Source organism: Bradyrhizobium diazoefficiens, from assembly GCF_016612535.1.
In the GTDB taxonomy this organism is placed as follows: domain Bacteria; phylum Pseudomonadota; class Alphaproteobacteria; order Rhizobiales; family Xanthobacteraceae; genus Bradyrhizobium; species Bradyrhizobium diazoefficiens_C.
Map to the genome: position 1 here is coordinate 1,863,369 of NZ_JAENXS010000001.1, position 25,818 is coordinate 1,889,186.

Genomic DNA, 25,818 nt, shown 5'->3' on the forward strand with positions numbered 1-25,818 from the left:
GAAGGCGCGGGTGAGGGCTCTCTCCACATCGGGAGTGCCCCATCGCGGAAACACCCTCTCCCCAGCCCTCCCCCGCACGCGGGGGAGGGAGCGCACCGGTCTCACGACGCAATCTGTGCTTTTCGCGCCATCCCCCGTTCATGGCATTGCCGGGCCCCGTCAAAAAACCAAAGCATTCTCGTGACATACCAGGCGGGCGCGCCATCAACTTGCCACGAAGCTGCCCCTGAATTCAGATGGTTCCTGACGATTTGCGCTGTGGCAGCGGGGAGAGCTTGAAATGACGGATTTTCGTCGGCTGACCGGGGCGTTTGTGGCTGCGATCGGCCTGATCCTGTCCGCGCCGCAGGCCTTCGCGCAGCAGCCCGACCGCGGCGACGAGCCTGGTCTGATCGCCGATGACAGCTACGAGCTCGATCCGGAATGGCAGAAGCAGGTCGTGTACTACCGCACGACCGAAGCGCCGGGCACCATCATCATCTCCACCACCGAGCGCCACCTCTATCTGGTGCAGCCCGGCGGGCGCGCGATCCGCTACGGCATCGGCGTCGGCCGCGACGGTTTTCAGTGGCAGGGGCTGGTGAACATCACCAACAAGAAGGAATGGCCGGACTGGACGCCGCCGGCGGAGATGATCCAGCGCCAGCCCTATCTGCCGCGCTTCATGGCCGGCGGCCCGGCAACCCGCTCGGCGCCCGCGCCATGTATCTGGGCACCACGGTCTACCGCATCCACGGCACCAACCGGCCCGACACGATCGGCACCAAGGTGTCGTCGGGCTGCTTCCGTCTCGTCAACAATGACGTTGCCGACCTCTACGATCGCGTCCCTGTTGGCACCAAGGTGGTCATCCGGCAGAAGCCTGAACTTTAAGATTTATCTTCTGGGTACGATCTTCTCGGAAACCCGCTTCGCACTTTGCGCTACCACGGCCCTCCGGGTCCGGATCGTGCCTTCCGCCCTCGCCTGAATTCCTTTTCCCGATTTTTCGAGAGAGCAACATGATGCGCACATTTCGAGGCGGCCTGCTGATCGGGCTCGCGGTCGCCGTGCTGGTCGCCGCCTTGGCCATCACTTACGAGTTCTACGACACCCGCACGCTGAAGCGCACGGTTCGCCGCGGCGAAGTGCTGTGCGGCGTCAACAAGGGCCTGCCGGGCTTCTCGATCCCCGACGACAAGGGCAACTGGACCGGCTTCGACGTCGATTTCTGCCGCGCAGTGGCCTCCGCCATCTTCGACGATCCGGGCAAGGCCAAATTCATTCCACTCGACGCCAGCGAGCGCTTCAAGGAATTGCAGAGCCGCAAGGTCGACATCCTCTCGCGCAATTCGACCTGGAGCATGTCGCGTGAGCTCGACTACGATCTCTACTTCCCTGCCGTCGCCTATTACGACGGCGAAGGTTTCATGGTGCCGCGCTCCCGCAACAAGGAGACTTCGCTGGATCTTGCTGACAGCAAGGTCTGCGTGCAGGCCGGCACCACTACGCTGCTCAACCTCGCCGACTACTTCCGCGCCAACAACATGAAGTATGAGTTGGTGAAGTTCGACAAGCTGGACGACGTGGTGAAGGCTTACGACGCCGGCAAGTGCGACACGCTGACCGCCGACGTCTCGCAGCTCTATGCACTGCGGCTGAACATGTCGAAGCCCGGCGACCACATGATCCTGCCCGACGTGATCTCCAAGGAGCCGCTCGCCCCCGTGGTGCGCCAGCGCGACGACGACTGGATGATGATCGTGAAGTGGACGCTTTACGCGATGATCAACGCCGAAGAGCTCGGCGTCACCTCGGAGAACATCGACGAAGCCCTGAAGTCGAAGAAGCCGGAAGTGATGCGGCTGGTCGGCACCGAGGGCAATTACGGCGAGCAGCTCGGCCTGACCAAGGACTGGGTCGTCCGCATCATCCGCCACGTCGGCAATTACGGCGAGGTGTACGAGCGCAATATCGGCGAGAAGTCCAAGCTGAAGATCCCGCGCGGCATGAACCAGCTGTGGAACGCCGGTGGCGTGCAATACGCGCCGCCGATGCGGTAACGGCGGCTCCCCGGCGAGACCTCGTAGGGTGGGTTAGCGAAGCGTAACCCACCATGTTTCCGCGTTCGCCGAACAAAGTTGGTGGGTTACGCCCTCCAGATGCGCTTCGCGCTTCTGCAGGGCTAACCCACCCTACAAGAGCGGCTCAATATCCCCGCGCCCGCGCCAGCTGCTCGGTGTGGTAATTGGCATCCCCGAACAATTCCTCGCACACCCGCGCGCGCTTCATGAAGAAGCCGATGTCGAACTGGTCGGTCATGCCCATGCCGCCATGCATCTGCACGCCTTCCTGCACCGCGCGGGTGGCGGTGGTGCCGGCGCGGGCCTTGGCGACGGCGACGACTGAGGCAGCCTTGGCGATATCAACGTCAAGCGCCTGGAGCGCCTTCATCGTCGCGGCACGGGTGATCTCAATGTCGACATAGAGTTCGGCGGCGCGGTGCTGCAGCGCCTGGAATTCGCCGATCAGCTTGCCGAACTGTTTTCTGTTCTTGAGATACTCGACGGTGCGGTTAAAGACTTCGTCGCTCAATCCCACCATTTCGGCGGCGACGGCGCCGCGACCGATATCGAGCACGCCCTCGAGCAAAGCCGCGCCCTGGTCCACTTCGCCGAGCACGCTGTCGGCATTGACCTCGACATTGGCCAACTCGATCCGCGCCGCATTGTGCGCGTCGACCATGATGGTGCGCTCGATCGCGACGCCTTTGGCCTTGGGGTTGACCAGGAACAGCGTCAGCCCCTCGCGCTCGCCGGTGGAGCCGGCGGTGCGCGCGGCGACGATGAAGAGGTCGGCGACGTGACCGTCGACGACCAGTGCCTTGGCACCGGAGAGCTTGAAACCGTTGCCGGCGCGCACGGCCTGGAGATTGGTCTGGAGCGGACGATGTTTTGCGCCCTCGTCGATCGCAAGCGTCGCGAGCAGCGAGCCGCTGGAAATCTTCGGCAGATATTCCGCCTTCTGCGCGGCGTTGCCGCCGCGGTTCAGGGCCGACGCCGCGACCACGCTGGTGGCGAGGAACGGCGACGGCATCAAGGTGCGGCCGATCTCCTCCATGACGATTCCGGCTTCCATGAAGCCGAGGCCGCTGCCGCCGAATTCTTCCGGCACCAGGAGGCCGGCAAAGCCCATCTCGGCAAAAGAGTGCCACAGCTCCTTGGAGAAGCCGGTGGGATCCTTGGTGTCGCGCAAGCCGCGCAGGTGCGACACCGGCGCCTTGTCGCTGATCAGCCCGCGCGCGCTGTCGCGGAGCAATGATTGTTCTTCGGTGAGGACGAGGGCCATGGTTGGTGTTTCCGATTCGAGAATCTATTTGTCTTTGTCATCCCCATTGTGCAATTGCACAATGGGGATGGCCCGAAGGGCCAGGCCCGGAATCCATTGGGCCACAAACTTGCAGTGAAATGGAATCCGGGCTCGCGCTCCGCGCGCCCGGAATGACGTGTGGTTAGAGCAGCCTCACGCCCCCGGCAGATCGAGGATGCGCTTGGCGACGATGCCGAGCATCACCTCGCTGGTGCCGCCTTCGATCGAGTTGGCCTTGGTGCGCAGCCATGCGCGCGGACGAGCGCCTTGCCTGGAGCGCTCGCTCTCCCATTCGAGCGCATCGACGCCGCCCGCCGACATCAGGATCTCGTAGCGGCGCTTGTTGAGCTCGGTGCCGTAATATTTCATCGCCGACGAGAACGCCGGATGCGCCTGCCCTGCCTTGGCGAGATCGACCGCGCGCTCGGCGCAGGCCGCAAGCGCTGCTTCATCGACGTCGAAGCTCGCAATCCGGCCACGTAGCATCGAATCATCGAGCCGCCCCAGCGCATCGGCGCCGACGGAGTCAGCCGCGATCTGGCCGAGCGGACGGCCGACGCCGCGCTCGCCCATGCCGGAGATCATCGCGCGCTCATGCTGGAGCAGATATTTTGCGACGTCCCAGCCACGATTGACAGTGCCGACCACATGCGATTTCGGCACGCGGACGCCGTCGAAGAAAGTCTCGCAGAACGGCGAGTAGCCGGAGATCAGCAGGATCGGCTTGGTCGTCACGCCCTTCGAGGTCATGTCGAACAGGATGAAGCTGATGCCGTCGTGCTTCTTCGCCGCGGAATCGGTGCGGACGAGACAGAAGATCCAGTCGGCGTAGTTGGCGTAGGACGTCCAGATCTTCGACCCCGTGATGACGAAATCGTCGCCGTCGCTTTCGGCGCGGGTCTGGAGCGAGGCGAGATCGGAGCCGGCGTTCGGCTCGGAATAGCCCTGGCACCAGCGGATCAGGCCCGCTGCAATCTTCGGCAGGTGCTCTTTTTTCTGCGCCTCGTTGCCGTATTTCAGCAGCGCCGGCCCGAGCATCCAGATGCCGAAGCTCGACAGCGGCGGGCGCGCGCCCATCCTGACCATCTCGGAGCGCAGCACCTTGAGCTCGGCAGCGCTGAGACCACCGCCGCCATATTCCCTGGGCCAATCCGGCACGGTCCAGCCCTTGTCGCGCATGCGCTCGAACCAGATGCGCTGCGGCTCGGAGGAGAATTTGGCGTTGCGTCCGCCCCAGAACACGTCGGCATCCGACGTTGCAGGCTTGCGCATTTCCGGCGGGCAGTTGGCTTCCAGCCAGGCGCGGGTCTCGTTGCGGAATTGCTCGAGATCGGCGGTTTCAGATTCACTGGTTTTGGAATCAGTCATGGGTCGTTTCCATCAATCACAATCGACTTGTTGGGTGCGACTCTGGGCCATTGCACCGTGGAATTCAACCACTTCCGAGCCGCGCTTCCGCTATAGTCGCCAGCACGGCGGTGCTTGAAAACAAAGAGGAAACGAGAATGCGCCTGAAACTTCTTTCGCCTGGCGAAATGAGCGAGAGCCAGCGGCAGACCTATGACGAGTCGATTGCCGGCAAACGCGGCAAGCCGCCGGCGCCGATGATGGCCTGGCTCAACAGCCCCGACATGGCCTGTCACGCCACGCGGCTCGGCGAGGTCCTGCGCTACGACACGATATTCCCGGCAAAGCTCTCGGAGATTGCGATCCTGGTGACGGCGCGACACTGGACGGCGCATTACGAATGGTATGCGCATAAACGCCTCGCACTTGCGGGCGGCATGAAGGTGGAGATCATCGACGCGATCCGCGACCGCCGCACGCCTGACTTCGACGACCCCAAGGGCAAGATGATCTACGACCTCGCGAAGTCGCTGCACGAAGGCCACGGCGTCGAGAAGGGTCTCTATGACGAGGCGGTCAAGCTTCTCAGCGAACGCGGCGTCGTCGAGGTGATCGGCCTGTGCGGCTATTACACGATGGTGTCGATGACGCTGAACACCTTTGAGTTCGAGCTGCCGGAGGGCGAGGTGCGGGAGCTGTCATAGTTTCGGAAACGATGGGTTTCGGGACAGGGCCGTAGCGCAGTCCCGAAACGGGGCCTATCTGGAGTCCGTCAATGGAGCAACACATGTCGCAAACCGCAGCCGTCGCCGCCGGCACAAGGATCGGCCACGTCCACCTCAAGGTCGCCGATCTCGATCGTGCGCTCGGCTTCTATTGCGGCGTGCTCGGCTTCGAGCTGATGCAGCGCATGGGCTCGGGCGCAGCCTTCATCGCGGCCGGCGGCTATCATCACCACATCGGGCTCAACACCTGGGAAAGCAAGGGCGGCTCGCCGCCGCCGCCGGGCACGACCGGGCTGTTCCACACCGCGATCCTCTATCCGACGCGGCCGGCGCTCGCGGACGCACTGCATCGCGTGCTCTCGGCCGGTATTGCGCTGGACGGCGCCAGCGACCACGGCGTCAGCGAGGCGCTGTATCTGCGCGATCCCGACGAGAATGGCGTCGAGCTGTATTGGGACAAGCCGAGGGAGCAATGGCCGTTCGGACCCGATGGGAAGCTCGCGATGTTTACCAAGCGGCTGGATGTGGAGGGATTGCTGAGGCAGCGGGAGGCGTAGTTTCGTAGGGTGGGTTAGCCCTGCAGATGCACGAAGGGCATCTGCAGGGCGTAACCCACCATGCATCAGGCGAATGCGGGACGAAGTTGGTGGGTTACGCTTCGCTAACCCACCCTACGAAACCTATTTCCCCGCACCATGATCAGCGCCGCAGCAATCACCTCCAGCGCGATGCAGAGATAGAACGGTAGCGAATATCCGCCGGACCAATCGCGCAAGGCGCCGACGATTCCGGGGCCGAATGCATACGTCACCTGGTTGATCGCGGTGTTCAGGCTGATCAGCACGCCGAACGAGGCGGAGTCGAACTCCTGCTGCACGATCAGTGACGGCAGCGTGATGAGGTTGCCGACCGAGAAGCCGAATACTGCGCAGGCTGCGATCAACACGTAGTCGTTGTGGATGTTGATCACGACGCACAACGCCGCCGCCTGGCTGAGGAACGACAGCGCCGAGGCGAGCCGCTGATTGAGGCGATCTATCACCATCGAGAACAGCACCCGGCCGATTACAGCCATCGCGGTCAGCACTGCAACTGCAACAGCGGCGCGCTCACGGCCGATCACGGGATCGAGGAACGAGATCAGGTGCACGATGAAGCCCACTTGCGCGAACAGCACCAGCGCGAACGCAATCGTCACGGTGAGGAAGCCGACATCGCGCAGCGCGCGCGAGCGGATCTCCGCCGATGACTGCGGCCTGGCTTTGGCCGCGCCATGCCAGGCATGAAGATCGGGCGGACGGCCGACGACCAGCAAAATCACCGGCAGCAGCAGCACCAGCATGGCGCCTGACGTGGCATACATCGCGCTCGCGAAGCCGACATGGCTGATCATCGTCACCAGCAGCGGCACGCCGACGATGCCGCCAAAGCTTGCGCCGTTCAGCGCCAGGCTGATCGCCATGCCGCGCTTGTGGTCGAACCACAGGCTGATGGTGTTGGTGATCATGGCGAGACTGGTGCCGGCCCAGCCGAAGGCGAGCACGGCATTGGCCAGATAAAGCTGCCAGGGCTCGCGCACCGCGCCGATCGCGACCGCGGCGGCCGCCATCGCCAGCGTGCCGGCGATCAGGCAGAGCCGTGGGCCATATTTCCGGACGGCCTCGCCGACGAAAACCACCAACAGCGCGCCGAACAGATAGAAAAACGTCGTGCCCGAGGAGATCAGCGAGGTCGGCCAGCCCCGCGCGCGCTGCAGCTCGGCGACGTAGACGCTCTGGCCGTAGAAGCCGAGCCCCCAGCCGAAGGTCGCGAGCAGGAAGCAGACCGCGACGATGCGCCAGCCTTCGTAGCGGAGGGAGGATTCGTCGATCAGGGTGGTGGGGCGGGGATTGTCGAGCATTTGCGCTTTTCCTGAGCTATCCCCCGCGAGCGCTTCGCCTCACGCTCGCCTGTCCATGACGAGCATCATGTAACAATCCACGTGCCGAAAATCACTTCGACCTGGATCGAAGTATCGCCGTTGCTGACAGTCTCCTGCCAATTCAGATCGCGTCGGGGAACTCGCCCATGGCCGCGTCGAGCCGCGCCTTGCGGCGGCGGGCCCAGGACGCCAGCGAGAGCGCGACCAGGCCGATCGTAACAGGCGGGAACACCACCATGTTCACCGCGGACCAGCCGTAATTCGCAAGCAGCTGGCCGGAGGAGAACGAGCCGATCGCCATCATCCCGAACACCAGGAAGTCGTTGAAGGCCTGCACCTTGTTGCGCTCCTGCGGGCGGTGCGTCTCCAGCACCAGCGCGGAGGCGCCGATGAAGGAGAAATTCCAGCCGGTGCCCAGCACGATCAGCGTGGCCCAGAAATGCATCGCGGTGACGCCGGAGAGACCGATGGTGGCGGCACCGGCCTCGAGCAGCAAACCGGCGGCAACGATTCGGGGGGCGCCGAAGCGGGCAATCAGCGCGCCGGTGAAGAAGCTCGGCCCGTACATGGCGACGATGTGCCATTGAATGCCGAAATTGGAATCGCTGAGACTGAGGCCGCACATCTTCATGGCGAGCGGCGCCGACGTCATCACCAGGTTCATCATGGGATAGGCGATGACGCCGCACAATGCGGCCGCGATGAAGCGCGGCTGGGTCACGATGTCGAGCAGCGGTCGGCCGCCATGGAGATCCGCCGGCGCCGGCTTCGGCATGTCGACCCCGGCGACGATGCCCATCGCGATCAGCGCGACGGCCGCCTGCACCAGGAAGCTGAAGGCGAACAGATAAGGCGACCAGACGTCCATGGTCCACTGCACGAGCTGCGGACCGAGCACGCCGGCGAACACGCCGCCGGCCATCACCCAGGACACCGCTTTGGGCCGGTAGGCCGCGCTGGCGCCGTCGGCCGCCGCGAAACGATAGGATTGCGCCACGGAGCCGTAGAGGCCACCGAGGAAGGTCGCGAAACAAAACAGCGCGAACGAGCCGTGCAGGATCGCGAACGAGCCGGTCAGGCCAGTGAGCGTGCCGAGACCCGTGCCGACGATGAAGGCCGCGCGGCGGCCGAAGCGGCGCGAGATCGCGCCGGTCGGCAGCGTGCCGGCGGCGAGCCCGAGCACATACATCGAGATCGGCACCGTCGCGAACGACATGTCGGGCGCAAGTGTCGCGCCGACGATCGAGCCGGTGGCAAAGATCACCGCCGAATTGGCGCCGGTCAGCGCCTGCGCTGCGGCGAGGCGCACCACATTGCCATGCACGCGGGCATCGTCGGCGATCTCATTGGCTGAAGTCACGTCTAGCATCGGCATTTCCGCCCGCAGGGTCTTTTAAGTAAAAGCCTTGGTGATTTCCGGCACTATGGAGGGACGCGGGAGGGCGGGCAACCGGCGCAAACGGGCGCAGGCCATGCCTCTGACGCAATCGGGCCGATGATAGCGGGCCGCGCCCTTGACGGCTTGCGCTCGATCAAATCCTATCGCGCCGAGATCTTCCGGAGTTTCGTTCATGTCCATCGACGACCGGCCTACGCTCAGCGCTCCCGATGATGATCCCTGGCTCTGGCTGGAGGAGATCGAAGGCACCCGCGCGCTCGATTTCGTCGAACGGCAGAATCGGCTGACGCTCAATGCATTCGGCGGGGCGGCGTTCGCGCGCGACCGCGACGCGCTCGCAGCGATCTACGACCGTCCGGACAACATTCCCTACGTCGGACGTCGCGGCGGCTATCTCCACAATCTCTGGAAGGATGCGACCAACCCGCGCGGCCTGTGGCGGCGCACCACGCTGGCGGAGTTTCGAAAGCCCAATCCGGCCTGGGAGATCGTGCTTGATATCGACATGCTTGCGGCGAGCGAGGGCGAAGACTGGCTGCTGAGCTCGATCAGTTCGCTACCGGGCAGTTCGCGGACCATCCTGAGCTTCTCACGCGGCGGCAGCGACGCGGTCACCTTGCGGGAGTTCGACGCAGAGACGAAGAGCTTCGTTGCGGATGGCTTCACGCTGCCGGAAGCCAAGGGCGGCAGCGACTGGCTCGATCCGGACAATTTGCTGCTCTCCAGCGCCTATGGCGCTGGCATGGTGACCAGCTCCGGATATGCGAGGACCGTCCGCCTTTGGCGGCGCGGCGAGAACGTGGATCAGGCGCAAGTGCTGCTCGAGACGACGGCCGATCATATGGGGATCCATGGCAGCGCCGACGACACCGGAGCGAAACCGCGCGCCTGGATCATCGACCAGATCGACTTCTTCAATCACGGCATCTGGCTGCACGACGAAGCCGGCACCACGACGAAACTCGACCTGCCGACCGGAATCTGGATGCAGGCGCATGGCGACTGGTTCGCCATGAAGCTGCGCAAGGATTGGTCGATCGAAGCGCGAACCTACGCGGCCGACGCCGTGCTCGGCATTTCGCTCTCGGCGTTCCTCGCCGGCAGCCGCGATTTCTCGATCCTGTTCGAGCCCGGACCTCGACGCGCGTTGCAGGGATTCTTTTGGACCGCCGGCAGATTGGTGCTGTCGATCCTCGACGAGCTCAAGCCGCGATTTGAGATTTGCACGCCATCCACCACGGGCTGGAGCCGCGAGACGCTCGGCGGCCTCCCCGAGATCGGCGTCGTCGATGTCTGGCCGCTCGATCGCCATTCGTCCGAAAGCAACGGCGACCTGCTCGCCAATGTGCAGGACCCGCTCACACCGCCCTCGCTGCTGCTGATCGAGCGCGGCGTCGAAAGTCCGACTGTCCTGAAGCAGGCGCCGAAGACCTTCAACGCGGATGGCCTCGTGGTGACGCAACACGAGGCGATCTCGATTGACGGCGAACGCATCCCCTATGTGCAGACCGGCCCTGCAGGCGAGACCGGCGATGCGCCGGTCTATATGAACGCCTATGGCGGCTTCGGACTTGCCGTGAAGCCGCACTACAATTCCTCGCTCGGCAAGCTGTGGCTGGAGCGCGGCGGCACCACGGTGCAGGCGAATTTGCGCGGCGGCGGCGAGTTCGGCACGCGCTGGCACGATGCGGGGCGATTCGCCGGCAAGAAACTGTCGCATGATGATTTCGCGGCGGTCGCCGCCGATCTCGTCCGGCGCGGCGTGACGCGCGCGAAGCGCATTGCCGCCCAAGGCGGATCGAACGGCGGCATCCTCATCACCAACATGCTGGTGCGCTACCCCGAGCGCTTCGGCGCACTGTTCTGCACCATCCCGCTGATCGACATGCGCCGCTACACCAAGCTGCTCGCGGGCGCGAGCTGGATCGCGGAATATGGCGACCCCGACAAGCCGGACGAATGGGAGTGGCTCAAGACCTATTCCGCCTATCACAACGCCAAGCCCGGCCAGTCCTATCCGCCGATCCTGATCGCCACGACACGGCGCGACGATCGCGTCCATCCCGGCCACGCGCGCAAGATGGCGGCAAAGCTGCAGGCGATGGGTTATGAGGCCTGGTTCTACGAGCCGGCCGCCGGCGGCCACGGCTACGGCAAGGACAACAAGGAGCGCGCCGGCTTCGAGGTGCTGGGCTATCAGTTCCTGAAGGACAAGATCGGCTGGCGCGACGGGGAGGCCTGACGGCCTCGCGTCTCCTAACGCGCAAACACCAGCGTGAGATTGTTCGCGGGCATGTCGATGGCATCGACGAGACGAAGGCCCGCACCTCGCGCGAGTGTCTCGACATCGCTGACATCGCGGACGCCCCAATCGGGGTTGCCCTCGCGCAACGACGTGTCGAACACGGCGTTGCTGAGTGCGGTGTGCTTGCCGTCGCGCTTGAACGGGCCGTAGAGGAACAGCTTGCCGTCGGCCTGCAAGTAACGGCCGGCGCCGGCGAACAGGCCCTCGGCCACGGCCCAGGGCGCAATGTGGATCACGTTGGCGCAGAACACGGCCGCGAGATTATTCGGCCCCTGCCCGCTCTTCATCTCCGGGCACCAGCCGGGATCGGAGAGATCGATCCGCAGGGGTGAGCGGATGTTTTTCAGGCCCGAATGCACGCGCCAGGCCTCGATGCTCTTCACATGGCGCTGGTTGAGGTCGCTCGGCCACCAGACGAGATCGGGCGTATGGCGGGCGAAATGGACCACGTGCTGGCCGGTTCCGCTGCCGACCTCGACCACGTCGCCCGCCCGCCCGGCGAGATGCTTTTCGAGCGCCGCCCACAGCGCCTCGTGATTGCGATGGAAGGCTGGCGCATCGAGACGGCCGTCAGGTTCGACCCTCCCGCCGTCCCTGCCAAATTCAACGACATATTCAGCCAATTGATGTCCCCGGAAAACGAGAAAGCAGACGAAAACGCGACAAGGGCCAAACGCCCCAGATAAGTGCCGGTTAAAGCCGGCTTGATGAACGATCTATCTCTTCAGTTGCAATGCGGCAGATATTAACGCCATTTTGCGGCCTGCATAGTCTTGATTGTCAGGGCATGCCCTTTGTGCTTTTGAACACTATCTTTTGCAGACATCATCAGCCTCGGAACGACGCCTTGACCGCCCTTCCTCGCAAGCCCGCCCTGCTCCTCGCCCTGGTCGTCCTCACGGGCCTCACTGTGCACCCGGCGTGGGCGCAGTCCGCAATCGCCGAGGGCCAAAAGCTCGCTTTCGACCGCGGCAAGGGCAATTGCCTGACCTGCCATGTCATCAAGGGCGGCGATTTGCCGGGCACGATCGGGCCGGAGCTGAAGGACCTCAAGGCCAAATATCCCAATCGCAACGAGCTGGTCGCGATCCTGTTCGACGAGACCAAGCGCAACCCGCAGACCATGATGCCGCCGTTCGGCCGGAATCGCATTCTGACCGAACAGGAGATCAACGCGATCGTTGATTTCCTGCAGACGCTGTAACGGCCGGCCCAGGAGACGTTTAGATGACCACGACCACCGGCCCTCATCCGACGCGGCGCCTGATCCTTCAGGGCGCGGCTTCGGTCGCGCTGATCGGCCTCGGCAATCTCGCATTTGCGCCCGCGCGCGCCGCGGCCAACGACAAATATCCGGAAGAGGCGTTCAAGCAGAAGAGCGAGGCCGACGCGATCAAGGCGCTCTACGGCAAGGCCGCGGAGCCGTCGGACAAGGTCAAGCTCGATGCGCCCGAGATCGCCGAGAACGGCGCCGTGGTGCCGATCTCGGTGACGACGACGCTCGACAAGGTCACCTCGATCTCGTTCTTCGTGGCCGAGAACCCGAACGCGCTCGCGGCCTCCTATAAGATTCCCGACGGCACGTTGCCGAGCATCGCCAATCGCCTGAAGATGGCCAAGACCACCAACGTGGTCGCGATCGTCGAGGCCGACGGCAAGCTTTTCAGCGCGAGCAAAGAGGTCAAGGTCACTGTCGGCGGCTGCGGCGGCTAGCGGCGAAGGAGAATCGAGATGACATCCAGCATTCGCGTCCGCGCCACCGCCAACGGCGACATCACCGAGGTGCAGGCGCTGATCCAGCACCCCATGGATTCCGGCTTCGTCAAGAACGCCAAGGGCGAGCTGATCCCGCCGCACTTCATCCAGGAGCTGAAATTCGCGTGTAACGGCAAGGACGTCTTCGTCGCCGATTGGGGACCGGCCGTGTCCAAGGACCCCTACGTCAAGTTCAGCTTCAAGGGCGCCAAGAAGGGCGACGACCTCAAGATCTCCTGGACCGACAACAAGGGTGCGTCCGACGAGACCACCGCGAAGATCGCGTGATGAAGACCCGCACGGCCCTCCTGCTTGGCTCGTTGAGTGCCGCGCTCGTCGCGTTCGCACTCACCTCTCCGCGCGTGGTCGCGGCCGACAAGGTCGATCCCGCGGCTGACGCCAAGGCGTTCCAGAACTTCTTCTTCCAGAAATTTCCGAACGTGAAGCACGAGGATTTCGTCAACGGTCCTTATTCCATGAACGAGGACATGAGGCGGCAGTGGCAGGAGAAGGAAGAATTTCCGCCCTACGAATTCTCGCTCGATGCCGGCAAGGAAATGTTTTCGACGCCGTTCAAGAACGGCAAGACCTACGCGGACTGTTTCCCGAACGGCGGCATCGGCATTCGCCAGAACTACCCCTACTTTGACGAGAAGGAGGGCAAGGTCGTCACGCTGGAGCTCGCGCTCAACCGCTGCCGCGAAGCCAATGGCGAGGCGCCCTATTCCTACGTCAAGGACGAGATGGCTTCGCTGACCGCGTACATGGCCTTCACCTCGCGCGGCAAGCCTTTTGACATCAGGATTCCCGATGATCCGCGCGCGCTCGCAGCGTTCGAGAACGGCAAGCGCTATTTCTACACCCGCCGCGGCCAGATGAATTTTTCCTGCGCGAGCTGCCATGTGCAGAGCCCGGGCGAGCGTATCCGTGCCGAGATTTTGGCGCCGGCACTCGGCATTTTGAACGCGATGCCGATCTATCGCTCCGAATGGAGCGGCATGGGCACGATCAGCCGCCGCTTCATCACCTGCAACAGCCAGACCCGTGCGGTTCCGCTGGAGCCGCAGGCGGACGAATATCGCGACGTCGAATATTTCCTCTCCTACGTCGCCAACGGCTTGCCGATATCCGGCCCGGGAGCGCGGCCATGAGCACGACCATGAGCGCGGCCATGAAGCGGTCACTTCCTCTCGCCATGCTGCTGGTGTTGAGCCTCGCGCCAACGGCGCGCGCGGCAAATGAAGCGGATTACAAGGCGGCCTATGCTGCTGCGGAGGCTGCTTCCAAGAAGGCAGCCGAGATGCGCAACCAGTGGACCACGACCGTCTCGACGCTGGCGGCCGCCAGGAAGGCGGGCGATGGCGGCGATTTCGACCGCGCCGTGGCTGCTGCCAAGGAGGCCGAAGCGCTGGCGAAGGCGTCGATTGTCCAGGCCAATTCCGAAAAAGAGGCCTGGAAGGCAATGGAAATCCGCTAGAGTAAGCTGGCGCGCGACAAAAGTGCGCTCCAAGTTATTGTTTGAGCATGATCTCGTCGGAAAACCGCTACACACTTTTCCGGATCATGCTTATGGAACCGTTGAATTGCCGAGAACAGGCGCGGAGAATTTTGTGATGGCGATCCGCCGCCGCGATTTCCTGAAGAGCACGGCCGCTGTCGCCACCTCGCTCAGCCTGCCGCGGTTCGCGCGCGGCGCCGAGACCGCGAGCATTTACGATATCGAGCGGTTCGGCAATGCGCGGATCCTGCACCTCACCGATACGCATGCGCAGCTCAATCCGGTTTATTTCCGAGAGCCCAGCGTCAATATCGGCCTCGGTGACATGGCGGGGCGGCCGCCGCATCTGGTCGGCCGTGCCTTCCTGGAGCGCTTCGGCATCCGGCCCGACAGCGCGGACGCCTATGCCTTCACCTGTGTCGAGTTCGAGAAGGCCGCCGGCCGCTTCGGCAAGCTCGGCGGCTTCGCCTATCTGAAGACGTTGATCGACCGTCTCCGCGGCGATGTCGGCGAAAAGCATGCCATGCTGGTCGACGGCGGAGACCTCTGGCAGGGCACTGGCCTCGCCAACATCATGCAGGGCCGTGACATGGTCGAGGTCGCCAATCTGCTCGGCATCGAAGCGATGACGGGGCACTGGGAGTTCACCTATGGCGAGCAGGCGCTGCGCGACAATCTGGAGCACTTCAAGGGCGAATTTCTGGCGCAGAACGTCTTCCTGACAGAGGAAGCCGCGTTCAACGATGCGCTCGCCTTCGACAAGGCGAGCGGGCGCGTGTTCAAGCCATCGACCATCCGGGAGCTCGGCGGCCATCGCGTCGCGATTGTCGGCCAGGCCTTTCCTTACGTGCCGATCGCGCATCCCAAGCGGCTCACGCCGGACTGGACTTTTGGCATTCGCGAGGAAGAGCTTCAGAAGCATGTCGACAGCTTGCGCGGCAGCGACAAGGTCGATGCGGTCATCCTGCTGTCGCACAACGGCATGGATGTCGACCTCAAGCTCGCAAGCCGCGTCACCGGCATCGACGTCATTCTCGGCGGCCACACCCATGACGCCGTGCCGCAGCCGGTCGCGGTGAGGAATGCGAACGGCACGACGCTCGTCACCAACGCCGGGTCCAACGGAAAATTTCTGGCCGTGCTCGATCTCGCGCTCGACAAGGGCAAGGTCAGCGACATCAAATATCATCTGTTGCCGATCTATTCCGAGCTGCTGAAGCCCGATCCCGCCATGGCCGAGCTGATCGGAAAGCTGCGCGCGCCGCACGTCACCGACTGGTCGGAGAAGATCGCGACGCCCGACCGGCTGCTCTATCGCCGCGACAATTTCGGCGGCCCCCTCGACAAGCTGATCTGCACTGCGCTGCGCACCGAGCTCGATGCCGAGATCGCGCTGTCGCCGGGCTTTCGCTGGGGCGTCACCGCGTTGTCCGGCCAGCCGCTGACCATGGAGGATGTGCTTGCGGAGACCGCAATCACCTATCCCGAGACCTATGTGCAGGAAATGACCGGCAGCCAGATCAAGGACGTGCTCGAGGACATCTGCGACAATCTCTTCAACCCCGATCCCTATTACCAGCAGGGCGGCGATATGGTGAGGGCCGGCGGTCTCAGCTACACCTGCACGCCGATAGGTGCGGTCGGCAGCCGCATCTCCGAACTGAAGCTCGACAATGGCAAGGCGTTGAATGCAAACCACCGCTACAAGGTCGCGGGCTGGGCCTCCGTCAATAGCCAGCAGGGCGCGCCGGTGTGGGAGGTCGTCGGCAAATATCTGCGCTCGGGCCGGATGTTTCAGGAGCGGCTCGGCACCGGCGTCACCCTGAAAGGCATCGACGGCAATCCAGGCATTGCAGGACAGGGATGATGCGGTCGCAAACAGGTCGCGCGATACTGCTGGCGCTGCTCGTCGGAGTTGCGACGCCGCTCGCATTTGCGCAGCAGGTGCCGCTCCAGGACAAGCCGTTCGCCGAGCACAAGATCGTACTGCAGCTCTCCGACGGCGACGTGAAGAAGCAGGCGCTGGTGCTGAGCGTCGCCAACAACCTTCTGAAGGCCTACGACCCCGACAAGATCGCCGTGGAGGTCGTCGCCTTCGGTCCCGGCATCGATCTGCTGCTGTCCGGCAGCGAGCGCCGCAAGCAGGTCGAGAGCCTGATCGCGCAAGGCGTGCGCTTCGACATCTGTCTCAACACCGTCGATACGATCGAGCGGGAGACGGGGAAGCGGCCGGAATTCATTCCGGCGGCCACGCCGGTGCAGGTGGGCGTCGGGCAGATCCTGTTTCTGGCGGAGAATGGGTACACGGTGGTGCGGCCGTAGCACTTTCCCTCAGTCGTCCCGGCCGAGTGCGCAATTGCGCACGGGGGGCCGGGATCCATACCGCGTGATCTCTCGGTTGTGGAAAGCAGGCGTACCAAACGGCGAATCTTCGCCAAACTCCTCCCTGGGGTTATGGGTCCCGGCCCCCCGTGCGCAATTGCGCACTAGGCCGGGATGACACCGGGTTTGCAGCGCGAGCTTAGGTAGCCAAAAGCCCTCACCCCGCAATAAAAATTTTCTAAATTTTCTTGTCTTCACAGTGGATTGCTTCTCTTTATGGTCTCGGGCGTAGTAGAATTCTCGAAATCAGTTCACGCCGGGTCTTGCCATGATCTTCCGCCAATTGTTCGACAGCGTTTCGGGCACCTATAGCTACGTCCTCGCCAGCCGCGCCGGCGGCGAGGCGCTCATCCTCGATCCCGTGCTGGAGAAGGTCGACCGCTACTGTCAGCTGCTGCGCGAGCTCGACCTCAAGCTGGTCAAGGCCATCGACACCCATCTGCATGCCGACCATGTCACCGGCCTCGGTGAGTTGCGCGACCGCACCCATTGCATGACCGTGATGGGCGACCAGACCAAGGCCGACGTGGTGGCGATGCGGGTTGCCGACGGCGACAAGGTGACGATCGAGGGCCTCTCGCTCGACGTGATGTACACGCCCGGCCACACCGACGATTCCTATTCCTATCTGATGGGCGACCGCGTCTTCACCGGCGACACGCTGCTGATCCGCGGCACCGGCCGCACCGATTTCCAGAACGGCTCGTCGCGCGCGCAGTACGAATCGATCTTCAACCGCCTGCTCAAGCTGCCGGACGAGACCATGGTATTCCCGGCACATGACTACAAGGGCGACACCGTCTCCACCATCGGCGAGGAGAAGCGCTATAATCCGCGGCTCCAGGTGCGCTCGGTTGATGATTATATCGAGCTGATGGCGAATTTGAAGCTGCCCAATCCGAAGATGATGGACGTGGCGGTGCCGGCCAACATGCATGTCGGCCTGCATCAGGAAGAGCTGGAGAAAGAGGGTCGCGCGCTCAGCGCGGCCGAGGCGATCCGCTCGCTCGGACGACCGGACATGCTGCTGGTTGATCTGCGCGAGAGCAACGAGCGGATGAAGCATGGCATGCTCGAAGGCGCGCTGCACACGCCCTATCCGAGCGTCGAGGAGAGCCTCAAGCCCGGCGGCATGCTGCGCGAGGTCGCCGGCGCTACCGGCCGTCGCATCGTGTTCTTCTGCGCCTTCGGCGAACGCTCGGCGATGGCCGTCGCCGCCGCGAAGGAAGCCGGCCTAGCCAACACCGCCCATATCGCCGGCGGCATCGATGCCTGGAAAAAGGCGGGCGGGCCGATCGTACACGGCTGACGTCGTCGTCTCAGGCTTTGAGATAAGTCAGGAACTGCACATGTTTTGCGGCTAGACTCGGTTCCAACACCATCATCCGGGACCAGCCATGGCAAAGATCACCAAGCCAAGCGAACCGCCGCAGACAAAGACTGCGGACGACAAGACGAAGAAGCCCAAGCCTCCGCGCGACACGGACGACGATTACGAAGACGGCGACATCGCCACGCCGAAGCGCGATCGGCATGGCGAGGATGACGAGCCGCTGTGAGGCGAGCGCGACAGCTTTGACCGCGTGCTCGCACACGATCTCTCCAGCGTCGTCCTGGCGAAAGCCAGGACGACGATGAGGGATACAGCCTGCTTCCACAAGGCCGGCCCCTTCGCCGGGACGACGGAAACGCTACCTGCCATGCGCCCGCGTTCATGGACAAATAACCGCCCTCCCCGATAGTTTGCGCTCCCTCAGGAGAGTGAAACGGAAGCCATGGTCGACGTTCTCGCCGCACCGCAACAAGGCAAGGCGGACAGTGCGCTGCGCACGCTGACCGGGATTTCGATCGCGCATTGGGTCAGCCATTTCCATCTGCTGGTGCTGCCGATGCTGTTTCCGTTCCTGAAGAGCCAGCTTGGTGTCGGTTATGTCGAGCTCGGATTCGCGCTGACCGTCTCTGCCGTCGTGTCCGGGCTGACGCAGGCGCCGACCGGCTATCTCGTCGACCATTTTGGCGCGCGCAAAATCCTGCTGGGCGGACTGACGCTCGGCGGGCTCGCGCTGATCCTGCTCGGCCTGCATCTGAGCTACACCTCGCTGATCGCCTGCGCCGTGCTGCTCGGGCTCGCCAACAGCGTCTATCATCCTGCCGATTACGCCATCCTGGCCGAGCACATGGATGAAGCGCGGATGGGCCGCGCGTTCTCGATCCACACCTTCGCCGGCTATCTCGGTGGCGCCGTGGCGCCCGCGATCGTGGCCGCGCTCGTCACCGTGTCCGGCGGCGTCGGCGCGATGCTCGCATCGGGCGCGATCGGCGTGCTGGTGGCGCTGCTGCTGGTGATGATGAACATTCCCGATGCCGGCGCGCACAAGACGAAGCCGGGCAACGCAAGCATGCCAAAGCAAGCCGTCATCACTCCCGCCCTGATCACGCTGACCGCGCTGTTCATGCTGCTCAGTCTGTCGGTTGCCGGCATCAACAATTTCGGCGTGGTGGCCCTGATGAGCGGCTACGGCGCGACCTACTCGGCCGCGAACGTCGCGCTGACCGCGTTCCTTGGTTGCAGCGCCGCCGGCGTCCTCGCGGGCGGCTTCCTCGCCGACCACACCGAGCGCCACGGCTATGTCGCCGCCGCCTGCTTTGCGGCGAATGCCGCGATCGTGCTGCTGATCGCGCTGGTCACGCTGCCGGGCTGGGCCTTGACTGCGACGATGGCGACCGCGGGCTTCCTCTCCGGCGTGATTGCGCCGTCGCGGGACATGCTGGTGCGCAACGCGGCGCCTCCCGGTGCAGCGGGGCGCGCCTTCGGCATCGTCTCCACCGGCTTCAATCTCGGCGGCATCGTCAGCCCGCTGCTGTTCGGCTGGATCATGGACCAGAGCGCACCGCACTGGGTGTTCGGCGCCTCCGTGATCTTCATGGTGGCTACGGTGGTGCTGTCGCCGTTCACGGAACGGAAGCCGCGAGCCAAGGTTTGAGCAGCGAATCCAACCGTCGTCCCGGCGAAGGCCGGGACGACACTTGTGGTTGTGGCGAACGGCAGCCCCGCTTACGTCGGCGACACTACGCCCTTCAGCTCAGCCGACCGCGGAGCCGCACCACGCGTCAGCCTGGCCTTCTCCGTATTCGGCCAGAGCAGCAGCAGGCCGATCACGCCGGACCCAATCATCACCACTGCGTTGATGGTGAAGCCGGTCATGTAGCCGTTGAGCATGCTGCCGGCGCGCTGGATCACGGTGCCCATCACGTTCGGCGCGATGACGCCCGAGAGCGTGTAGAGTGCGCCGTAGATCGCGATGACCGCGCCGCGCTGTGAGGCCGGCGTGAACTCGCCGAGCATCGGCGGGCAGACGACATAGATCGCACCGCACAGGCCGGAGCCGACCACGAGCAGCGCGATCTGGAGACCGGCGCCTGCGACATGCGGCATCGTCGCGAGGATCAGACCGCCGATGATCAACGGCACCGAGCCGAGCACACCACGCGAGATGCGCGTGGTGTAGCCGCGCGCCATCATCACCTGCGAGATCCAGCCGGTGAGGATGACGATGGTGGCGCCGAACACCCAAGGCAGGATCGAGATGTAGCCGGCCTGCTGCTGCGAGAAGCCGAGACCCGTGATGATGAACGCAGTGAACCAAGTCAGCCCGAGCGAGAGCGCCCAATAGGCGCCGAAGGTTGCGATCACGCAGCCCAGGAAGGTGCGCGAGGTCAGAAGCCGGATGTAGGGAATTTTCGGCTCATTGGCAGCCAGCGCCTTCGTGTCCTCGAGCGGGCCTTCCTTGCCGAGCGTCAGCCAGGCACAGACCCAGATCAGGCCGACGATTCCGAGCGCGCCGAAGGCGTAATGCCAGGAGTGATTGACGATGACCCAGTTCAACGCCGGCACGGCCAGGATCACGCCGAAGGCCGAGCCCTGCGAGAGGAGCGCAGTCGGCAGCGTACGCTTCTCATCCGGGAACCATTTGTAGATCGCGTGCGCCGCGACCGAGAAAGCCGGGCCTTCGCCCGCGCCCAGCACGACGCGGCAGATCAGCAGCGTGGTGAACGAGACGGTGCCGACCATCGGAAACTGCGCCAGCGCCCAGATCACCGCCAGGGCCAGCAGCACCCAGCGCGTCGCGACCTTGTTGACGATGAAGCCGACCACGATGGCCGAGATCGAGAACAGGAAGAAGAACGACGACCCGAGCAGGCCGAACTGCTCCGGCTGGAGCTTCAAATCGGTCATGATCGGCACGGCGGCGAGGCCGACGACGATCTTGTCGGCGAAGTTCACGACCATGAAGAGAAAGAGGAGAAACGTGACCGTCCAGGCGCCCTTTGGCGTTTCCTTAGATATCCCTGCCGTCTTACCCGCCTCGGACGGCGTTCCCTGAGCGCTCATCGTTCTCCCCGTGTGTTCTTTTCGGCACTTTTGATTTGGCCGTCTTGGAAGCTAACAACGGCTTGAACGGCAACGCAACCCCGGCATTTCCACGGCAAGTGTGCTACGCAGCAATTCCGTTAATTCCGTCCGGCGCATTGATCTTGCTGAGCATCCGAAACCTCTCCAAAACCTTCGCCTCGGCCGGCGAGCCGGTCCATGTGCTGCGCGGCGTCGATCTCGACCTCAGAGCCGGTGAACGCGTCGCGCTGACCGGCGAATCCGGCAGCGGCAAGAGCACACTGCTGCACCTGATCGCCGGGCTCGATGCGGCCGATGGCGGCACGATTCGGCTGGAGGATGCTGAGGTCACCAAGCTGTCGGATGCGGGACGCGCCGAGCTGCGGCGCGACCGCATCGGCCTGGTGTTTCAGCAGTTCAATTTGATCCCGAGCCTGTCGGTCGCCGACAACCTCGCCTTCCAGGCACGTATCGCCGGCCGGCATGATGCGGCCTGGACCAGGGAGCTGGTCGAGCGGCTCGGGCTCGGCGATTTACTCAGGCGTTATCCGGAGCAATTGTCTGGCGGCCAGCAGCAGAGAGTCGCGATCGGTCGGGCATTGGCGATAAAGCCATCGCTGCTGCTCGCGGACGAGCCGACCGGCAATCTCGACGAAGCCACCGCCGACGACGTGCTGGCGCTGACGCGCGACCTCGTCGCGCGCACCGGCTGCGGCTTCCTGATGGTGACGCACAGCCTGCATCTGGCCGGCACGCTCGACCGTCACATCGTCCTCCATGCGGGGCGGATCGCATGAGGCGCGCACTGTGGGTGCTGGCAGTGCTGCTCAGCCATTGGCGACGGCACAGGATGCAGTTCGCGACGCTGCTGATCGGACTGATTGCGGCGACCGCGCTGTGGAGCGGCGTGCAGGCGATCAACCAGCAGGCCCGCAGCGCCTATGATCGCGCGGCCGCGACGTTTGGCGGGGTCCGCACGGCCACGCTGGTCTCGCCCAATACAGCGACGTTTCCGCAGGCCCTGTTTATACAACTCCGCCGCGCAGGCTGGCCCGTCTCGCCGGTGCTGGAAGGCCGCGTCCAGATCAACGGGCGGTCGATGCGGCTGCTCGGGATCGAGCCGGTGACGCTGCCGACGGATGTCGGCAACGCGCCGCGGCTCGGTGCTGCGGATCTCAGCAGTTTCGTCGCGGCACCCGGCCAGACGCTGGTGGCGCGGGAAACGCTGGACGATTTGCACGAGCAAGACGGCGCGACGCCGCCGATCAGCAGCGGCGCAAAGCTGCCGCCGCTGCATGTGCAGCCGCAGCTCGTGCCCGACGTGCTGGTGGTCGACATCGGTGTCGCGCAGCGACTGCTGAACAAGCCGGATCAGCTGTCGCGCCTCTTGATTGGCAAGGCGAAGGGCAAGCCCGTGCCGCTCGCGAGTGTCGTCGGCGACCAATTACAGCTGATAGAGCCGACCGCCGAGACCGAGCTGGAACGGCTGACCGACAGTTTCCATCTGAACTTGACGGCCTTCGGCCTGCTGTCGTTCTTCGTCGGCCTCTTCATTGTCAACTCGGCCGTCGGCCTCGCCTTCGAGCAGCGGCTGCCGATGCTGCGGACGTTGCGGGCTTGCGGTGCCTCGGCACGCCTTGTCAACAGCGTGATGGTGGTCGAGCTGGTGGCGCTGGCGCTGGTCGCGGGCCTGATCGGGCTCGTCTGCGGCTATTTCATTGCGGCTGCGTTGTTGCCCGACGTCGCCGCGTCGCTGCGCGGACTCTATGGCGCACAAATTCCGGGGCAGCTTTCGCTGAAGCCCGAATGGTGGCTGGCCGGAATCGGCATCAGCGTTGCCGGCGCGATCGTGGCGGCGGCGACCAGCCTGATCAAGGCTATCAGGATGCCGGTGCTGGCGACCGCGCAGCCACAGGCCTGGCAACAGCGACAGCGCCGCTGGCTGATCCTGCAAAGTCTTGCCGCCTGCGCCGTGTTCGCGGTCGCGCTGTTGTTGCTGTACTACGGCCAATCGCTGATCGCGGGCTTTGGCCTGCTGGCCGCGCTGATGCTCGGCGCAGCGCTGATCCTGCCGGCCTTCCTCGAGATCCTCCTGCTCGCCGGCCAGCGTCTTGCGCGCGGCCCGCTGGCGCTGTGGTTCTGGGCAGACAGCCGGCAACAGCTTTCGGGATTGTCGCTGGCGCTGATGGCCCTGCTACTCGCACTCGCCGTCAATGTCGGGGTGTCCACCATGGTGGAAACCTTCAGCCGCACCTTTATCGGCTGGCTCGATGGACGGCTGGCCGCCGACGTCTACATCAGCGCACCCGACAATGCGCAAGCGGTTGCGATCCGCAACTGGCTGAAAGACCGCAGCGAGGTTCAGGCGATCCTGTCGGGCGGGCGCGCGGAAACGCAAGTGCAGGGCCAGCCGGTGGAATTGCTCGGCCTGCCCGATCACGCGCTTTATCGCGAGCGCTGGCCGCTGTTGGAGACCGCGCCGCGCGCCTGGACCCAGCTGGTGCCGGGCAATGCCGCCTTCATGAGCGAGCAACTGAGCAGACGGTTGAACGTCCGCGTCGGCGACGTCATCGAGGTGCCGGCGCCGGGCGGGACCTGGGAGCTCGACATCGTCGGCATCTATGCCGATTACGGCAACCCCAAGGGACAGCTCGCCGTCAATGTCGCGGCGCTGATCCGGCAGTTTCCGCAGACACCGCAGACACGGATCGGATTGATCGTCGCGCGCGACAAGATTCCGGGATTGATCGCAGCGTTGCGAACGCAGTTCGCGCTCGACGACCGCAGCGTCGCCGATCAAGCGACCGTGAAGGCAGAATCGATCCACATCTTCAACCGCACCTTTGCGGTGACGTCGGCGCTCAATGCCTTCACGCTCGGCGTCGCCGGCATCGCGCTCCTCACCAGCCTGCTGACGCTGGCGAATTCGCGCCTGCCGCAGCTGGCGCCGCTCTGGGCCATCGGCATCACGCGGCCGCGGCTTGCTGCGATCGAATTGACCAAGACGTTGTCGGTTGCGCTGTTCACGTCACTGCTGGCCGTACCGCTCGGGCTGCTGGTGGCGTGGTGCCTGATCGCGATCGTCAACGTGAAGGCGTTCGGTTGGCGGCTGCCGTTCCATGTCTTCCCGCTGCAACTGGTCGAGCTGGTCGCGGTCGCATTGGTCGCCTCGCTGCTGGCCGCGCTGCTGCCGGTGTTGCGGCTGGCGCGGATGCAGCCGGCAAGCCTCGTCAAGGTATTTGCCAATGAGCGCTGACGGCATATCGCGACGCGCCTTTGCCGGCGGCATCGCTGCGCTCGCGGCTGCCCGCCGCGCCCGCGCGCAAGGCTATGCCGGGCTCGGCGAGACCGCGGATGGCTTTGCGAAGGTCACGCCGGGAAAGACGTTCGTCTTCCCCGCCGATCATGGACCGCATCCGGAGTTTCGTATCGAATGGTGGTATCTGACGGCGAACCTCGTCGATGGCAGCGGCGCACCCTGCGGCCTGCAATGGACGCTGTTCCGCCAGGCGACGCAGCCGGGGCCGCAAGCCGAAGGCTGGGCCAATCAACAGATCTGGATGGCGCATGCCGCGGTGACGCGCGCCGACACCCATCGCTTCAACGAGCGATTTTCGCGCGGCGGCATCGGGCAGGCCGGCGTCGAGGCAAAGCCGTTCGCGGCCTGGATCGACGATTGGGAGATGAAAGGTTCTGAGCGCACCGACGATCGCACCTTGTCGCCGGTGACGCTGAAAGCGTCAGGCACGGATTTCAGCTATTCGCTGACGCTGGAGGCTGATCGCCGCGTCGTGCTGCAAGGCGACGGCGGCTACAGCCGCAAGTCCGAGCGCGGCCAAGCCTCCTACTATTACAGCCAGCCGTTCTACCGCGCGCGCGGCACGCTCACCATCGACGACAAGCCGGTCGATGTGACAGGCCAAGCCTGGATGGACCGGGAATGGAGCAGCCAGCCCCTCGACGCCGACCAGACCGGCTGGGACTGGCTGTCGCTGCATCTGGCGTCCGGCGACAAGCTGATGCTGTACCGGCTGCGCCAGAAGGACGGCAGGGATTACCCGTTCGGCAACTGGATCAGCGCCGCCGGCGACACGCAGATGATTGCAGGCAGCGAGATCCAGATGATTCCGAAGGCTACGGTGGACGTGGCAGGCCGCAAGCTTCCGGTGGAATGGCAGATCGCGATTCCGTCGCGATCATTCTCGATTGCCTGCAAGCCGCTCAATCCCAGTGCGTGGATGGGGACCGGCTTCTCCTACTGGGAAGGACCGATCAGCTTTGCCGGCACGCATGACGGCGTTGGCTATCTCGAGCTGACCGGCTATTGAGCTGCATCTGACCGCCGGAGGCTTCGATGTACCATTTGACCGCACTCGTCACGCTGCTCGCCATCCTGTTCTTCTTCTTCACATGCATGAACGTCTCGCGGTCGCGGACCAGGACCGGCGTCAAGGTGCCGGCGATGTCGGGGCATCCAGATTTCGAGCGTGCCTTCCGCATCCAGATGAACACGCTGGAATGGATGCCGATCTTCCTGCCGTCGCTGTGGTTGTTTGCGATCTATATCAGCGACGCCATCGCGGCCGGCATCGGCGCGGTCTGGATCGTCGGCCGCATCGTCTATTTCATCGGCTATTCGCAAGCCGCCGCCAAGCGCGGCCCAGGTTTTGCGATCCAGGGCATCGCCGCGATTGCACTGTGGGCGGGGGCGCTGGGGGCTGTGGTGCTAAGGTTGGTGTGAGAGG

The 25,818-nt window shown here is 64.3% G+C and carries 24 protein-coding genes and 1 pseudogene; 19 read left to right on the forward strand and 6 right to left on the reverse strand.

The genetic code is table 11. The features are described 5' to 3' along the window. Positions 1-280 precede the first annotated feature (280 nt). Together JJE66_RS08795 and JJE66_RS08800 are read left to right on the forward strand one after the other, a co-directional pair. Positions 281-873: pseudogene (locus JJE66_RS08795) on the forward strand (L,D-transpeptidase). A gap of 131 nt (positions 874-1,004) precedes the next feature. Further along, a complete protein-coding gene (locus tag JJE66_RS08800; RefSeq protein ID WP_200515308.1) occupies positions 1,005-2,042 on the forward strand; it encodes an amino acid ABC transporter substrate-binding protein in 1,038 nt (345 codons plus the stop codon). 145 nt (positions 2,043-2,187) lie between these two features. Here JJE66_RS08800 and JJE66_RS08805 read toward each other — a convergent pair whose 3' ends face one another. Together JJE66_RS08805 and JJE66_RS08810 are read right to left on the reverse strand one after the other, a co-directional pair. Next, the gene (locus JJE66_RS08805; protein ID WP_200513839.1) at positions 2,188-3,327 is read right to left on the reverse strand and encodes an acyl-CoA dehydrogenase family protein; all 1,140 of its coding nucleotides are present in this window, start codon (positions 3,325-3,327) and stop codon (positions 2,188-2,190) included. 174 nt (positions 3,328-3,501) lie between these two features. Next, on the reverse strand, positions 3,502-4,716 hold the full coding sequence (locus JJE66_RS08810) for an acyl-CoA dehydrogenase family protein (protein ID WP_200513840.1): 1,215 nt from the start codon (positions 4,714-4,716) through the stop codon (positions 3,502-3,504). 137 nt (positions 4,717-4,853) lie between these two features. Between JJE66_RS08810 and JJE66_RS08815 the strand changes: the two genes are divergently transcribed. Next, a complete protein-coding gene (locus JJE66_RS08815; RefSeq protein ID WP_200513841.1) occupies positions 4,854-5,399 on the forward strand; it encodes a carboxymuconolactone decarboxylase family protein in 546 nt (181 codons plus the stop codon). An 83-nt stretch (positions 5,400-5,482) separates the two neighbouring features. Continuing rightward, complete coding sequence (locus JJE66_RS08820; protein ID WP_200513842.1) at positions 5,483-5,977, forward strand: VOC family protein; 495 nt, start codon at positions 5,483-5,485, stop codon at positions 5,975-5,977. 104 nt (positions 5,978-6,081) lie between these two features. On the opposite strand, the gene JJE66_RS08825 is transcribed toward JJE66_RS08820, so the two are convergent. Together JJE66_RS08825 and JJE66_RS08830 are read right to left on the reverse strand one after the other, a co-directional pair. Next, positions 6,082-7,320 (reverse strand): MFS transporter, encoded by a 1,239-nt coding sequence (locus JJE66_RS08825; protein WP_200513843.1) that lies wholly within the window; start codon positions 7,318-7,320, stop codon positions 6,082-6,084. A gap of 142 nt (positions 7,321-7,462) precedes the next feature. Then, positions 7,463-8,710, reverse strand: a complete 1,248-nt coding sequence (locus JJE66_RS08830) for an MFS transporter (protein WP_200513844.1) — start codon at positions 8,708-8,710, stop codon at positions 7,463-7,465. Between the two features lie 202 nt (positions 8,711-8,912). Between JJE66_RS08830 and JJE66_RS08835 the strand changes: the two genes are divergently transcribed. Continuing rightward, complete coding sequence (locus tag JJE66_RS08835) at positions 8,913-10,982, forward strand: prolyl oligopeptidase family protein (RefSeq protein WP_200513845.1); 2,070 nt, start codon at positions 8,913-8,915, stop codon at positions 10,980-10,982. 14 nt (positions 10,983-10,996) lie between these two features. Here JJE66_RS08835 and JJE66_RS08840 read toward each other — a convergent pair whose 3' ends face one another. Next, complete coding sequence (locus JJE66_RS08840; protein ID WP_200513846.1) at positions 10,997-11,668, reverse strand: DUF938 domain-containing protein; 672 nt, start codon at positions 11,666-11,668, stop codon at positions 10,997-10,999. 224 nt (positions 11,669-11,892) lie between these two features. On the opposite strand from JJE66_RS08840, the gene soxX reads away from it, so the two are divergent. The 10 genes from soxX (at position 11,893) to JJE66_RS08890 (ending at position 19,664) form a co-directional block, all read left to right on the forward strand. Then, a complete protein-coding gene (gene soxX, locus JJE66_RS08845; RefSeq protein WP_200513847.1) occupies positions 11,893-12,249 on the forward strand; it encodes a sulfur oxidation c-type cytochrome SoxX in 357 nt (118 codons plus the stop codon). A 23-nt stretch (positions 12,250-12,272) separates the two neighbouring features. After that, the gene (gene soxY, locus JJE66_RS08850) at positions 12,273-12,758 is read left to right on the forward strand and encodes a thiosulfate oxidation carrier protein SoxY (protein ID WP_200513848.1); all 486 of its coding nucleotides are present in this window, start codon (positions 12,273-12,275) and stop codon (positions 12,756-12,758) included. Positions 12,759-12,776: 18 nt separating this feature from the next. Beyond that, positions 12,777-13,088: a thiosulfate oxidation carrier complex protein SoxZ gene (soxZ, locus tag JJE66_RS08855; protein ID WP_200513849.1), complete on the forward strand. Its 312-nt coding sequence runs from the start codon at positions 12,777-12,779 to the stop codon at positions 13,086-13,088. Beyond that, the gene (soxA, locus tag JJE66_RS08860; RefSeq protein ID WP_200513850.1) at positions 13,088-13,951 is read left to right on the forward strand and encodes a sulfur oxidation c-type cytochrome SoxA; all 864 of its coding nucleotides are present in this window, start codon (positions 13,088-13,090) and stop codon (positions 13,949-13,951) included. The genes soxZ and soxA overlap by 1 nt, the downstream gene beginning before the upstream one ends. Positions 13,952-13,971: 20 nt before the next feature. Then, a complete protein-coding gene (locus JJE66_RS08865; RefSeq protein ID WP_200515309.1) occupies positions 13,972-14,277 on the forward strand; it encodes a hypothetical protein in 306 nt (101 codons plus the stop codon). Positions 14,278-14,413: 136 nt separating this feature from the next. Continuing rightward, positions 14,414-16,165 (forward strand): thiosulfohydrolase SoxB, encoded by a 1,752-nt coding sequence (gene soxB, locus JJE66_RS08870; RefSeq protein ID WP_200513851.1) that lies wholly within the window; start codon positions 14,414-14,416, stop codon positions 16,163-16,165. Further along, positions 16,162-16,620: a hypothetical protein gene (locus JJE66_RS08875; RefSeq protein ID WP_200513852.1), complete on the forward strand. Its 459-nt coding sequence runs from the start codon at positions 16,162-16,164 to the stop codon at positions 16,618-16,620. Before soxB ends, JJE66_RS08875 begins: the two co-directional genes overlap by 4 nt. Positions 16,621-16,948: 328 nt before the next feature. Then, positions 16,949-17,989: an MBL fold metallo-hydrolase gene (locus JJE66_RS08880; protein ID WP_200513853.1), complete on the forward strand. Its 1,041-nt coding sequence runs from the start codon at positions 16,949-16,951 to the stop codon at positions 17,987-17,989. 88 nt (positions 17,990-18,077) lie between these two features. Then, positions 18,078-18,239, forward strand: coding sequence for a hypothetical protein (locus tag JJE66_RS08885; protein ID WP_200513854.1), 162 nt, complete (start codon positions 18,078-18,080; stop codon positions 18,237-18,239). A gap of 216 nt (positions 18,240-18,455) precedes the next feature. After that, positions 18,456-19,664: an MFS transporter gene (locus JJE66_RS08890; protein ID WP_200513855.1), complete on the forward strand. Its 1,209-nt coding sequence runs from the start codon at positions 18,456-18,458 to the stop codon at positions 19,662-19,664. 71 nt (positions 19,665-19,735) lie between these two features. Here JJE66_RS08890 and JJE66_RS08895 read toward each other — a convergent pair whose 3' ends face one another. Beyond that, positions 19,736-21,073 (reverse strand): MFS transporter, encoded by a 1,338-nt coding sequence (locus JJE66_RS08895; protein WP_200513856.1) that lies wholly within the window; start codon positions 21,071-21,073, stop codon positions 19,736-19,738. 143 nt (positions 21,074-21,216) lie between these two features. Between JJE66_RS08895 and JJE66_RS08900 the strand changes: the two genes are divergently transcribed. The 4 genes from JJE66_RS08900 to JJE66_RS08915 are packed head-to-tail and all read left to right on the forward strand — an operon-like array spanning position 21,217 to position 25,814. Then, positions 21,217-21,870: an ABC transporter ATP-binding protein gene (locus JJE66_RS08900; protein ID WP_200513857.1), complete on the forward strand. Its 654-nt coding sequence runs from the start codon at positions 21,217-21,219 to the stop codon at positions 21,868-21,870. After that, positions 21,867-24,329: an FtsX-like permease family protein gene (locus JJE66_RS08905; protein WP_200513858.1), complete on the forward strand. Its 2,463-nt coding sequence runs from the start codon at positions 21,867-21,869 to the stop codon at positions 24,327-24,329. Before JJE66_RS08900 ends, JJE66_RS08905 begins: the two co-directional genes overlap by 4 nt. Then, positions 24,319-25,401 carry a lipocalin-like domain-containing protein gene (locus tag JJE66_RS08910; RefSeq protein WP_200513859.1) on the forward strand — a complete coding sequence of 361 codons (1,083 nt, stop codon included), beginning with the start codon at positions 24,319-24,321 and terminating at the stop codon, positions 25,399-25,401. Before JJE66_RS08905 ends, JJE66_RS08910 begins: the two co-directional genes overlap by 11 nt. Positions 25,402-25,427: 26 nt before the next feature. Then, positions 25,428-25,814, forward strand: a complete 387-nt coding sequence (locus JJE66_RS08915) for an MAPEG family protein (RefSeq protein ID WP_200513860.1) — start codon at positions 25,428-25,430, stop codon at positions 25,812-25,814. The last annotated feature ends 4 nt before the right edge of the window (positions 25,815-25,818 follow it).

Coding starts and splice junctions, on each gene's coding strand:
- JJE66_RS08895 (WP_200513856.1), bottom strand. CDS start 21,073: ATGAGCGCTCAGGGAACGCCGTCCGAGGCGGGTAAGACGGCAGGGATA.
- JJE66_RS08835 (WP_200513845.1), top strand. CDS start 8,913: ATGTCCATCGACGACCGGCCTACGCTCAGCGCTCCCGATGATGATCCC.
- soxZ (WP_200513849.1), top strand. CDS start 12,777: ATGACATCCAGCATTCGCGTCCGCGCCACCGCCAACGGCGACATCACC.
- JJE66_RS08825 (WP_200513843.1), bottom strand. CDS start 7,320: ATGCTCGACAATCCCCGCCCCACCACCCTGATCGACGAATCCTCCCTC.
- soxY (WP_200513848.1), top strand. CDS start 12,273: ATGACCACGACCACCGGCCCTCATCCGACGCGGCGCCTGATCCTTCAG.
- soxB (WP_200513851.1), top strand. CDS start 14,414: ATGGCGATCCGCCGCCGCGATTTCCTGAAGAGCACGGCCGCTGTCGCC.
- JJE66_RS08905 (WP_200513858.1), top strand. CDS start 21,867: ATGAGGCGCGCACTGTGGGTGCTGGCAGTGCTGCTCAGCCATTGGCGA.
- JJE66_RS08910 (WP_200513859.1), top strand. CDS start 24,319: ATGAGCGCTGACGGCATATCGCGACGCGCCTTTGCCGGCGGCATCGCT.
- JJE66_RS08800 (WP_200515308.1), top strand. CDS start 1,005: ATGCGCACATTTCGAGGCGGCCTGCTGATCGGGCTCGCGGTCGCCGTG.
- JJE66_RS08805 (WP_200513839.1), bottom strand. CDS start 3,327: ATGGCCCTCGTCCTCACCGAAGAACAATCATTGCTCCGCGACAGCGCG.
- JJE66_RS08815 (WP_200513841.1), top strand. CDS start 4,854: ATGCGCCTGAAACTTCTTTCGCCTGGCGAAATGAGCGAGAGCCAGCGG.
- JJE66_RS08915 (WP_200513860.1), top strand. CDS start 25,428: ATGTACCATTTGACCGCACTCGTCACGCTGCTCGCCATCCTGTTCTTC.
- JJE66_RS08865 (WP_200515309.1), top strand. CDS start 13,972: ATGAAGCGGTCACTTCCTCTCGCCATGCTGCTGGTGTTGAGCCTCGCG.
- JJE66_RS08810 (WP_200513840.1), bottom strand. CDS start 4,716: ATGACTGATTCCAAAACCAGTGAATCTGAAACCGCCGATCTCGAGCAA.
- JJE66_RS08880 (WP_200513853.1), top strand. CDS start 16,949: ATGATCTTCCGCCAATTGTTCGACAGCGTTTCGGGCACCTATAGCTAC.
- JJE66_RS08885 (WP_200513854.1), top strand. CDS start 18,078: ATGGCAAAGATCACCAAGCCAAGCGAACCGCCGCAGACAAAGACTGCG.
- JJE66_RS08820 (WP_200513842.1), top strand. CDS start 5,483: ATGTCGCAAACCGCAGCCGTCGCCGCCGGCACAAGGATCGGCCACGTC.
- JJE66_RS08875 (WP_200513852.1), top strand. CDS start 16,162: ATGATGCGGTCGCAAACAGGTCGCGCGATACTGCTGGCGCTGCTCGTC.
- JJE66_RS08890 (WP_200513855.1), top strand. CDS start 18,456: ATGGTCGACGTTCTCGCCGCACCGCAACAAGGCAAGGCGGACAGTGCG.
- soxA (WP_200513850.1), top strand. CDS start 13,088: ATGAAGACCCGCACGGCCCTCCTGCTTGGCTCGTTGAGTGCCGCGCTC.
- JJE66_RS08830 (WP_200513844.1), bottom strand. CDS start 8,710: ATGCTAGACGTGACTTCAGCCAATGAGATCGCCGACGATGCCCGCGTG.